The organism is Shewanella sp. Sh95 (genome assembly GCF_001308045.1).
Taxonomy (GTDB): domain Bacteria; phylum Pseudomonadota; class Gammaproteobacteria; order Enterobacterales; family Shewanellaceae; genus Shewanella; species Shewanella xiamenensis.
On the sequence record NZ_LGYY01000203.1, the window covers coordinates 1 to 11,003 of the forward strand.

Here is an 11,003-nt window from a genome sequence, read left to right on the forward strand (position 1 = left end):
TCAATCAGTGCCTTAGAGGCCAGCATCAAGCTGTTTAATCGTTTTAGGTGAAGTTCTGGGCAGTATTGGTGTAAAGAATGTTGTAGGATATTGGCTTCGCGCATCTTGTTGTCCAAGTGTAGTTTTTGGCGAAACCATTTGATCATGCAACAAGATGCGCTTCCACCCTAATTTGATGATTTATTTGTAAATCATCAGGGGATTCTTCAGAGCTTAATGCTGGCCTAGTGATAATAAGTCGATAATTGGTTGCGGGAGCTGGATTTAAACCAACAACCTTCGCCCGCTGTTTATAAGGGGCTGAGCCCGACGAGCGCGCTATGGTCATTTTTCTATATGAATTTTAGACACAAAAAAACCAGCTTAATGCTGGCCTAGTGATAGTAAGTCGGTAATTGGTTGCGGGAGCTGGATTTGAACCAACGACCTTCGGGTTATGAGCCCGACGAGCTACCAAGCTGCTCCATCCCGCGTCCGATTATTACTTTATTTTTTATCCATCAATTGGTTGCGGGAGCTGGATTTGAACCAACGACCTTCGGGTTATGAGCCCGACGAGCTACCAAGCTGCTCCATCCCGCGTCCGATATTGATGATTTACAAGATTGAATATCCTTTTGAATATCGTCACCTTGGCTTTAAATTGGTTGCGGGAGCTGGATTTGAACCAACGACCTTCGGGTTATGAGCCCGACGAGCTACCAAGCTGCTCCATCCCGCGTCCGTCTCTAAAGCGGGGCGAACTATAACGGCAGCGCAGTGGCATTGCAAGGAGGAATTTCAAAAAAATGGACGAGTGCTTAAATATAAATCGTAATGGGGGAATTTCGGACAATCTGAACGCTATGGCATGTTAAGGGATGGATAAAAGCGTGCTAACTGTCTGACTAAATCGAGTTTCGGCTAATAACTGTTTATCTTTTATGTCGCTTCACAGGTATAATGTCGCTTTGATTTTGACTGCGTATTGATTATCCCATGCTTAATTTTTTTGCTGCCGCCCCTAAGGGCTTTGAATATAGCTTAGCCCAAGAACTGACAGAATTTGGTGCGACTGAGATTAAAGAGAGTGTTGCCGGTGTCTATTTTACCGCGCCGCTTGCCTTAGCCTACCGTATTACCCTGTGGACGCGTTTGGCCAGCCGTATCGTGCTGGTGATCTATAAGGGCCCCTGTGAGTCGGCGGAGCAATTATATAACGCAGCTTATTGTATTGATTGGTCAGCTCATTTCTCCAATCGCAACACCTTTAGTATCGATTTTCACGGCACTGGCGGTTTTATCAACAACACCCAGTTTGGTGCGTTAAAGATTAAAGATGCGATTGTTGACCGTTTCCGTGATGACGGTGATGCCCGTCCAAACGTCGCCCGTATCGATGCCGACATTAAAATCGATGCCCATTTCCGTAATGGGGTGATCACCATTGCGATGAACTTCTCGGGACCTTCTTTGCATCAACGCGGTTATCGCTCTACGACGGGTGAAGCCCCGTTAAAAGAAAACCTCGCCGCTAACATGTTGGTACGCAGTGGCTGGAAAGCCGCGCCAACCACCTTACTCGATCCTTTCTGCGGTAGCGGTACTGTACTGATTGAGGCCGCATTAATGGCTGCCGATATTGCACCAGGGTTGCAGCGCAGCCGTTTTGGTTTTGAGCATTGGCGCCGCCACGATAAAGCCACATGGCAAGAAATTTTAGAAGAGGCCAAGGCGCGTGCATCTTTAGGTGTAAAACGCTGCGAAGTGAAGTTCTACGGCTCGGATATCGATTCGCGCTTAGTGGCGTTGGCAAAACGTAATGCACAAAACGCCGGTGTACTTGATTTGATTGACTTTAAAGTCGCTAATGCGCTCAATGTCGAGCCGCCAGCTACCGAAGGTTACCTCATTACTAACCCTCCCTACGGTGAGCGTTTAGGCAGTGTTTCTGAGCTATTGCAGCTGTATTACCAATTAGGCGATAAGTTTAAAAAGGAGTTTGGCGGCTGGAAAGTGGCTATGCTCTGTAGCGATATCGAGCTGATTTCGGCACTGAAACTCAAAGCCGATAAGCAGATGAAGATGTTTAACGGTGCGCTGGAGTGTGCCTTTAACCTGTATACCTTGCACGCGCAAAGCACTCGTCGTGATACACCTGTACTGCCAGAAGGGGTGGACATTGCCGATATCGCGCCAGCATTTGCGAATCGTATTAAGAAAAATGCCAAGCAATTAGAAAAGTGGGCGAAAAAAGAAGGTATCGACAGCTACCGTTTATATGATGCCGACATTCCTGAATATAACGTAGCGGTCGACCGCTACTTAGACCATATCGTGGTGCAGGAATATATGGCGCCGGCCAGTATTCCTGAGGCCGTGACAAAACGCCGTTTAAGCGATGTGCTCTTGGCGCTACCTGCTGCGATTGGGGTCGAACCGCACAAGATCACTATGAAGACCCGTGAACGTCAAAAGGGCACCAATCAATATCAAAAGCTCGATGAGCGTAAGCTTGAGCTTATCACCACCGAATATGGCGCTAAGTTTAAGCTGAATCTGACGGGCTATTTGGATACTGGGTTGTTCCTCGATCACAGATTAACCCGCCGTTTAGTGGGACAAAAATCGAAAGGACGCCGGGTATTGAACCTGTTCTCTTACACAGGTTCTGCCTCTGTGCATGCCGCATTAGGTGGCGCTAAGTCGGTCACGACGGTTGATATGTCAAACACTTATCTTGCGTGGGCGAAGGAAAACTTTGCGCTAAATGGTCTCAGTGGCAAGCAGTATGAGTTTGTGCAGGCCGATTGTTTGCAATGGATCCGCGATAGTGCGCTCGATAAATCCGCGCAATACGATTTGATTTTTATCGATCCGCCGACCTTCTCTAACTCCAAGCGGATGGAAGATTCCTTCGATGTGCAACGTGACCATGTGAATTTACTGGGCATGCTTATCAAGCTGTTAAGTCCAAACGGGGAGATAGTGTTCTCCAACAACAAACGCAAGTTTAAGATGGACACCGACACCTTGACCAAGATGAACATCAAGGTGGAAAACATCGATGATGTGACTTTACCCATGGATTACAAGCGCAATCCCCATATCCATAATACTTGGCTTATCACCCATGCATAATGTATTGCCTGAGAGCTACGTGCTGTACCACACCGAAGGCTGTCACTTATGTGAACTGGCTGCGGCATTGCTTAATGCCGCCGAGGTGCCTTTTACGGCCATCGATATTTGCGATGATGAAGCCTTAGCTGAACGTTATGGCGTGTGTATTCCCGTGGTGAAGGCCGCGGATGAGCGTTGCCTATTTTGGCCCTTTGACGCTACCCAATTACAAGAATTTTTAGGAGCTTAGTTTGAGTCTGGTTCGTATCAATAATGGCTCGTTAGCCTATGGTTATACTCCGCTGCTGCAAAATGCCGATTTCACTATCGAGCGCGGCGAGCGAGTGTGTATTGTTGGCCGCAATGGTGCGGGCAAGTCGAGTCTATTGAAGATTTTATCCGGCGATGTGCTGCTCGATGAAGGTGAGTTCAACATCGATGGCAGCGTCACTGTCAGCCGTTTGCAGCAAGATCCACCAAAGGCGGAGCAGGGCTCGGTTTACTCTTATATCGCTGCGGGCTTAAAGGAAGTCGGTGAAGCGTTAGAGCAATACCATCAACTGTCCCACGATGTGGCTTATGCCGAACCTGAGCTGATGGAGCGCATGCTTAATCAAATGCAAAAGCTGCAGGAAACGTTGGATCATCACAACGGTTGGCAGCTTGACTCGCGCATCAAACAAAATTGTGAGTTATTAGGTCTAGATCCCGATAAATCCTTAAGTGAATTATCCGGTGGTTGGCAGCGTAAAGTGGCGCTTGCCCGCGCCCTCGTCAGTGAGCCGGATTTATTACTGCTCGATGAACCGACTAACCACTTAGATATCGATACCATCGAATGGCTGGAAAAATTCCTGCTGGATTTCCAAGGTGCTATTGTGTTTATCAGCCACGACAGGGGCTTTATTGCCCGCATGGCTACCCGCATCGTCGATTTAGACCGTGGCGTGGTGACCTCATGGCCTGGCAATTACCAAGCTTACCTCGATGGTAAGCAGGAATGGTTAAGGGTTGAAGCCGAGAAAAACGCCCTATTCGATAAGCGATTAGCCGAAGAAGAAGTGTGGATCCGCCAAGGGGTTAAGGCCCGTCGTACCCGTAATGAAGGCCGCGTGCGTGCACTCAAGGCGCTGCGTCAAGAACGCAGTGAGCGCTTAAATCGTCAGGGCAATGCCAAGATGGCGGTGGCCGATACTGAGCGTTCGGGTAAGTTAGTCTTCGATGTAAAGGACTTAAACTACAATCTGCCCGATAAAAATCTGGTTAAGAACTTTAATACCACAGTACTTCGAGGCGACCGTATTGCGCTTATCGGCCCGAACGGTTGTGGTAAATCGACCCTTATCAAGCTGTTGATTGAGAAGTTACAACCCCAATCGGGTGAGGTGAAAGTCGGTACTAAGTTAGAGATTGCCTATTTCGACCAATACCGTGAGGCGCTGGATCCTGAGCAAACCGTTGAAGACAACGTAGGTGAGGGTAAAAAGACCATCACCATTAATGGTCAAGACCGCCATATCTTAAGTTATTTGCAGGATTTCCTATTTTCGCCGATGCGCGCCCGTACGCCAGTAAAGGCATTATCGGGTGGTGAGAAAAACCGGTTATTACTGGCTAAGTTACTTATTCGTCCGGCTAACCTGATTATCCTCGACGAACCGACAAACGATCTTGATATTGAGACCCTAGAATTGCTAGAGTCGCTGCTGACTGAGTATCAAGGCACACTGTTGCTTGTGAGCCATGATAGGGCCTTTATCGATAACACTGTCACCAGCAGCTGGTGGTATGCGGGTAATGGGCATTGGAGCGAGTATGTTGGTGGTTATCAAGACGCAATTGACCAAGGGGCAAAGTTTTATTCTGAGGAACCTAGTCAACCAAACACGGTCGAAGCTCCTGCGACAGTAAAAACCGCTGAGGTAAAAGTGGCCGAGCCCGCCAAAGCCGCGAAAAAACTGTCCTATAAGTTACAGCGTGAATTAGAGGCCATGCCTGAGTTGATGGAAACATTAGAGGCAGAAATCCTCGAATTGCAAACCACAGTGGCAAGCCCAGATTTTTATAGCCAAACACAGGATAAAATCAATTCGGTATTGAACCTGTTGGCGGATAAAGAAAAGCAATTGGAAGTTTGCTTCGAGCGATGGGAAGAGCTTGAGTCACTGAAGTAAACCAATAATAAAAATGGGAATAGAATTAATGAAGTCAAAGTTGGATAAAGCCCTCTCCTTGGTTGCCTTAGGTGTCCTTGGCGTATTACACAGTGCCCATGCTGCACCCGTCTATGAAATTGTTAATATTGACAATTATGATTTGCAAGGCACGCTCGAAGGCACTCGTAATGGTTATGCCTTAGGCGTGAATGCCAACGATGAGTTAGTCGGTATCGCTAAAGGTAAGAAAAAACTCAGTACATCCGATGTGGAAGGTGGGGTTATCGACGTTGAAGATGGTATCGCCCCTGAAGAAACCATTACTTACTCCATTACTGCAGCTATTGTTGCTAATAACTTTGCGTTTATTGCCGCGCAAAATGGTGCAGCTGGTGCATGGTTACCAACGTTTGACAGTATTAATGGCACTACGCCACCGAGTGATACTTCTGTTGTCAACTCAGTTGATACTTTTTACTACGGTATCAACGATGCTGGCGTAAAAGTCGGCAGCATGACTGCACCTGAAAAGAAGACGGAAAATACCGCGACGACAGATGACGCAACCGACTACTGGTATTACCGTGATTACGAATATCGCGGTGTTGCAAAAGTTGGCGATAGCGAAATCCCATTACCGCCACCTTATACTCAGTATGTGAAAGATGATAAAACTGTTGAGTTAGGCGGTTGGTCGGCGGCAACGGCTGTAAATAACAATAATTTAATTGTTGGTTATGCCAGTACTGATATCAGTAAATATGGCGGCGATCGGGTTGCTTACTGTTTAGGTACTGATAACACGTTACCGTTAGATGTGTGTATTCAGCGTGAGCAATATCCTAATACCCAAGGTACTCGCAATATTCAGTACCAAACCCGTGCCTATGTATGGCAACTGGAGAATGGCGCCGCAACGGGTACTGCATTACCCTTAGGATTAACCCCTGCTAGTGATAATACGCTGACGTTTACCGCCCAAGCTCTGGGAGTGAATAATGACGGTGTGGTGGCGGGACGCTCGCATGTTTACCGTAACGGTAATACTGATAGATTACGTCAAGATGCCGCCTATTGGAGCAAAGATGCTGAGGGCAACTATCAATACCATTGGATCCCGATGGGTGATTCTATTTCAAGCTCCATCGCCTACGATGTGAATGACAGTGGTATTGTCGTGGGAAGCTATCGCAGCTATATCCAAGGATATTTACGCGATAAGTTCTTCTACTTTGATATTAATACCCCTGATGTGCCTTATGTGACGCCTAATGATTTTGCGGCGACGACAACGGATCTTTCCAGCAAACCCAAAGATATCAATAATAAAGGTCAAGTCGTTGGCTATATTGAAACTACCTACGATAAGGAAAAACCGCGACCAAAGGCGGGCTTCTTATATGAAAAGTCAACAGGTGAGTTCAGTAACCTTAATAACTTGCTGACCTGTGAATCTAAGGGTTTTGATAAGGGAGCTGATGGAAATTGGGCTCGTCATAAAGTTGAAATCACGGATGGTTCAGGTAAAGTGCTTAGCTACAACAGTGATATTCTGGTTGTTGAAGCCGCGAGTATTAACGAAGAGGGAACCATTGTCGGTACCGCCTTTATCCGTAAGCCTTCATACCAACTCGATAAAGATGGCAACATTATCGTTGGTGAAAATGGCCTACCTCTGTTTGAACTCAGCGGTAATGGTGACCCTGTGACAGCTTATATTCCACGTATGGTTGTGCTTAAACCTACCACTAACGGTGAAGCATGTACCGTGGATGAAAGTACTGATACGGGGAATTATGAACGTAAAGGTGCAGCATCTTTCGCGTGGTTATTAGCCTTACCCTTAGTTTGGTTACGTCGTCGGGTTCGCTAGTTTTTAAGCTTGAATTCAGACTAAAAAAATCGAGGCAAAATGCCTCGATTTTTTTTAATCATGATCTCAATAGTTTAATAAATAGTCGATAAAATGAACGATTTTTTGATTGATCTCAGCGCTGAAAAGCACTATTCCTATGGGTGAAGCTGTTGCTTCTATTTCACGTAGAACAGAGGACGCTTGCATGAAAAGACAAAAACGAGATCGTTTAGACAGAGCTTTTTCAAAAGGATTCCAAGCTGGTATTGGTGGGCGCTCTAAGGAGCTCTGTCCTTATGCAAATCTTGATTCGCGGTCACAGTGGTTAGGTGGTTGGCGTGAAGGTGTGGATGGCCGAGTTAATGGGCTATTTAATAAATAATGGCGTTTTGCTCATTAATTAAATAGCCCAGAACAAACAGAGTAATGCAGCATAATTGCCCTCAGATGAGGGCATTTTTGTCTCTATTGAATATTGCCGAGTAAAGCAGGTTAGAAGGTCGAAGTATCGCTAAATACACCGACTTTAAGGTCGGTTGCACTGTAAATTTGACGTCCATCTACTTCAAGGATGGCATCTGCAATACCCATTACTAATTTACGGTGGATGGTACGTTTGATATTGAGCTTATAAGTGACCTTTTTCGCGCCGGGTAATACTTGACCTGTAAACTTCACTTCACCCACACCTAAAGCGCGACCTTTGCCTTCAGCACCTTCCCAGCCTAGGTAAAAACCAACCAGTTGCCACATGGCATCTAAGCCTAAGCAACCCGGCATAACTGGGTCAGTGATAAAGTGGCAGTCAAAAAACCATAATTCTGGCTTAATGTCGAGTTCGGCAACAATTTCACCTTTTCCAAACTCACCACCGTTGTCATTGATGGTGATGATCCTGTCGATCATCAGCATGTTGTCTACGGGGAGGCGAGGGGAGTTTGGACCAAATAATTTCCCATGGCCACAGGCGATAAGTTCTTCTTTGTTGAAACTGTTTGCTTTATTCATTGTTTTACTACTCCAGCAATAAGAGCGCCAAGATTAGCGAACACGTGTAAGCTAAACAACTCCGATCAGCTAATTAATGTCGAAAAAATCCTAGTTTTGCGAGTAATCTCGTCATTAAGCCTATTTCTTCTTCACCGTTACCAGCTAGCTTGTCTAATCGTTGTTGCACTAGACCATATAAGGATTCTGCTGGGAAGTCATTATCTTCATCGGCAACGCCAGCGGGCATCTGCATCAATAGCTCGACCGCTTCATCCATATGTTCAATGGCATAAATATGGAACAAGCCTTTGCCTACAGCTGTAATCACTTTGGGGTGTAGATTAAGCTGTAATATATTTGACTTGGGCATAATTACACCTTGCTCACCGGTTAAGCCTCGGCGTTCACAAAGATTAAAAAAGCCTTCTATTTTTTCATTAATGCCGCCGATGGCTTGTACATTACCAAATTGATCCAATGCACCTGTTATGGCTAACGATTGAATAATCGGCTGTTCGGCAATGGCCGACATCAAGCAGCAATATTCTGCAAGCGAGGCGCTATCGCCATCGATCTCCTGATAGGATTGCTCAAATACAATATTGGCATTTAGGTGCAATGGCGCATCGCGACCAAAGATACGATATAAACAGGCTGAAAGGATCATCATACCCTTTGCATGGATATTACCGCCCAGCTCTGACTTTCTTTCAATATCTGCAACTTCACCGTCACCATAGTGTACCGTAGCGGTGATCCGAGCTGGTTCACCATAGCAGTGATCAATCGCATCGATAACAGTAAGACCATTAATTTGTCCTACCATAGCGCCCGTAGTTGGCAGATTTATGAAATTGTCATCAAAACTTTGGCTTGAAAATTCTTCAGAGCTGTTATGGCGATAATTGGCTTGCGATAGCGCACGTTCAATGCTGGCTGCATTAATTGTTGATTTACCGCGATAGACTTTTGCCTGCGCCATTAACTGCGCCAAATCTAGCATTGAGAGACTTAAGCGACGTTGATGCTCAGTTAATCTAGCACTGTGTCGAAAGAGTGGGGCAAGACTGGATTGTTCTAATGTGACATCGACACTTTGTGCCACCGTTTGTAGCCAACTGGCATATTGCGCTTCTTTAAAACGGGTCAAATCCAGTTCACCCGCCAGTTCTGCCAACAGGTTAAAGTGGCGTTGAAATTGCCAATCTTCAGACCTAATTTGGCTATAGATTAAACCCGCGCCAATTAAAATAATTTTACAATTTAATGGGATTGGGCTTAGGTTGTGACTGATTTGATACTCTTTCTGTGTCAGGATTTGCAGCAGCAAATCCCATAAGCCTTCTCGTTTCCACAGGGATTCAGCGCAGATAAATACATAATGGCATTCGGCCAATGCACCCGCTTGATATTTACTGCTATTACCTGATTGCACCATACGGCCAAGTAGGTCTGAACGGCGGATATTGCCACTCAGATAGCGATAACTGACATGCTTTTCAGCAATTGAGCCTTGGTTGTCCTGCGGCGCTTCATATTGCCAATGGAATTGAATGGTTTTGTCTTCGGGGCGCTTTGCCACCAGATAAGCTGCCGGCAATGGCTCAAGCGTTTCCATTAATGCTTTGATCATTAATAGTCTATCGATGCCAGGAAAGTCTGCGAGATACAGTTGTTGATCGGCAATGGCGTTATGTAACTTAAAGGCATCCAATACGCGCTCTTGACCTAAAAGCAACGCTTTATATCCTGTTGGCAATTGCGACAGGACGGGAAGATTAAATTCAGGGGCGAGTGAGGATGAAGGTATCAAGAGTGAATTCATATAAGCATTTACCGTGAAAAGTTACCGCGATTTTACCATACCGAGAGGGCAAGTCTCTTACTGTATAGGTGTTTTTATGCTGCTTTGGCTTTGTTTCCTAATAGTGAAATCCAATGTTTTTCGGGTTTAAATCAAAATAATATTCTGATTACAGATAAACGACTGACGATGAAACAAGGGTTTTAAGCACCATACTGGCGCTCAGGAAGCACTCTGTAGTTATTTGTGCTTTTAGGAAACAAAGCCTGCTGCTTTACCCAGATATTGCTGAAAATATGTTTGCTATTCGCCTGAAAATTCATCCGTCTGAACATAAGATGAGCATTTGAGACAATATTCAAAAATTGCTGTTTACAAGCACCGATGATGCTTATATTATTTGCGGCGTTCGGAGGGGTGGCAGAGTGGTTTAATGCACCGGTCTTGAAAACCGGCGTGGGTTTATAGCCCACCCAGGGTTCAAATCCCTGCTCCTCCGCCATATTTCACGGAAAGGCTATCAGCAATGATGGCCTTTTTGTTTATGTTATGTCAGTCAAAAAGGCCGCTAAACAATTAGCGGCCTTTTTGCATCTGGTTCCATGGTATGAGATGTTTGATTACATTGCCAAAAGGCGTATCTGCGATTGTCTTGATAATCATTATGTTCTGATATGAAGAAGTTGATTTTTAAGGTTTGGATTAACCTTCTCCTACGATCCCATTTATACTTCATCTTTTTCATAGGAAGCCGCCACCTTAAAAAAGTGCTCGCGATTCTTTAATCTATTCAAAAGTGACTTAGGTAATGTTGTTGTCATGCCGGTTTTTAGTGAGCAGAAATAGCAACAGATCAAAAATCGCCCTGAAAGCGATGATTTCATCGCCAGCTGGATATCAAATCGCCAATCAATTCAAATAATAATAAATTTAAGTTTACAGCTTTGGGCGAGATGTATATTATCTCGCTCGTTCGGAGGGGTGGCAGAGTGGTTTAATGCACCGGTCTTGAAAACCGGCGTGGGTTTATAGCCCACCCAGGGTTCAAATCCCTGCTCCTCCGCCATATTTCACGGAAAAGCCATCAGCAATGATG

Annotated in this window: 7 protein-coding genes and 5 tRNA genes; 7 read left to right on the top strand and 5 right to left on the bottom strand. The window is 45.4% G+C overall.

The features are described from left to right. Positions 1 to 396: 396 nt before the first annotated feature. The 3 genes from AEA42_RS14820 to AEA42_RS14830 form a co-directional block, all read right to left on the bottom strand. A tRNA-Met gene (locus AEA42_RS14820) sits at positions 397 to 473 on the bottom strand. Between the two features lie 32 nt (positions 474 to 505). Further along, positions 506 to 582: transfer RNA gene (locus AEA42_RS14825), tRNA-Met, on the bottom strand. Positions 583 to 644: 62 nt separating this feature from the next. After that, a tRNA-Met gene (locus AEA42_RS14830) sits at positions 645 to 721 on the bottom strand. 257 nt (positions 722 to 978) lie between these two features. On the opposite strand from AEA42_RS14830, the gene rlmKL reads away from it, so the two are divergent. The 5 genes from rlmKL to rmf all read left to right on the top strand — a co-directional run bounded on the left by rlmKL (position 979) and on the right by rmf (position 7,495). Then, positions 979 to 3,120: a bifunctional 23S rRNA (guanine(2069)-N(7))-methyltransferase RlmK/23S rRNA (guanine(2445)-N(2))-methyltransferase RlmL gene (rlmKL, locus tag AEA42_RS14835; RefSeq protein ID WP_055648125.1), complete on the top strand. Its 2,142-nt coding sequence runs from the start codon at positions 979 to 981 to the stop codon at positions 3,118 to 3,120. Continuing rightward, positions 3,113 to 3,352: a glutaredoxin family protein gene (locus tag AEA42_RS14840; protein ID WP_023265787.1), complete on the top strand. Its 240-nt coding sequence runs from the start codon at positions 3,113 to 3,115 to the stop codon at positions 3,350 to 3,352. Before rlmKL ends, AEA42_RS14840 begins: the two co-directional genes overlap by 8 nt. 1 nt (position 3,353) lies before the next feature. After that, positions 3,354 to 5,276, top strand: a complete 1,923-nt coding sequence (locus AEA42_RS14845) for an ABC transporter ATP-binding protein (RefSeq protein ID WP_011716644.1) — start codon at positions 3,354 to 3,356, stop codon at positions 5,274 to 5,276. A gap of 28 nt (positions 5,277 to 5,304) precedes the next feature. Further along, positions 5,305 to 7,131, top strand: a complete 1,827-nt coding sequence (locus tag AEA42_RS14850; protein ID WP_055648126.1) for a DUF3466 family protein — start codon at positions 5,305 to 5,307, stop codon at positions 7,129 to 7,131. A 187-nt stretch (positions 7,132 to 7,318) separates the two neighbouring features. Then, entirely contained in the window at positions 7,319 to 7,495 is a 177-nt protein-coding gene (gene rmf, locus AEA42_RS14855) for a ribosome modulation factor (protein WP_011071969.1), read from the top strand. A gap of 110 nt (positions 7,496 to 7,605) precedes the next feature. Here the strand turns inward: rmf and fabA are convergent, their stop codons facing one another. Beyond that, positions 7,606 to 8,121 (bottom strand): bifunctional 3-hydroxydecanoyl-ACP dehydratase/trans-2-decenoyl-ACP isomerase, encoded by a 516-nt coding sequence (gene fabA / locus AEA42_RS14860; RefSeq protein ID WP_011071970.1) that lies wholly within the window; start codon positions 8,119 to 8,121, stop codon positions 7,606 to 7,608. Positions 8,122 to 8,194: 73 nt separating this feature from the next. Further along, positions 8,195 to 9,928, bottom strand: a complete 1,734-nt coding sequence (locus AEA42_RS14865; RefSeq protein WP_037417378.1) for an AAA family ATPase — start codon at positions 9,926 to 9,928, stop codon at positions 8,195 to 8,197. Between the two features lie 390 nt (positions 9,929 to 10,318). Between AEA42_RS14865 and AEA42_RS14870 the strand changes: the two genes are divergently transcribed. Both AEA42_RS14870 and AEA42_RS14875 read left to right on the top strand, forming a co-directional pair. Continuing rightward, positions 10,319 to 10,409 (top strand) — tRNA-Ser (locus tag AEA42_RS14870). A gap of 473 nt (positions 10,410 to 10,882) precedes the next feature. After that, positions 10,883 to 10,973 (top strand) — tRNA-Ser (locus AEA42_RS14875). Positions 10,974 to 11,003: the final 30 nt, after the last annotated feature.

Excerpts from the sequence above, each read along its gene's own strand:
- rlmKL (WP_055648125.1), top strand. The coding sequence starts at position 979 with ATGCTTAATTTTTTTGCTGCCGCCCCTAAGGGCTTTGAATATAGCTTA.
- AEA42_RS14840 (WP_023265787.1), top strand. The coding sequence starts at position 3,113 with ATGCATAATGTATTGCCTGAGAGCTACGTGCTGTACCACACCGAAGGC.
- AEA42_RS14850 (WP_055648126.1), top strand. The coding sequence starts at position 5,305 with ATGAAGTCAAAGTTGGATAAAGCCCTCTCCTTGGTTGCCTTAGGTGTC.
- rmf (WP_011071969.1), top strand. The coding sequence starts at position 7,319 with ATGAAAAGACAAAAACGAGATCGTTTAGACAGAGCTTTTTCAAAAGGA.
- fabA (WP_011071970.1), bottom strand. The coding sequence starts at position 8,121 with ATGAATAAAGCAAACAGTTTCAACAAAGAAGAACTTATCGCCTGTGGC.
- AEA42_RS14865 (WP_037417378.1), bottom strand. The coding sequence starts at position 9,928 with ATGAATTCACTCTTGATACCTTCATCCTCACTCGCCCCTGAATTTAAT.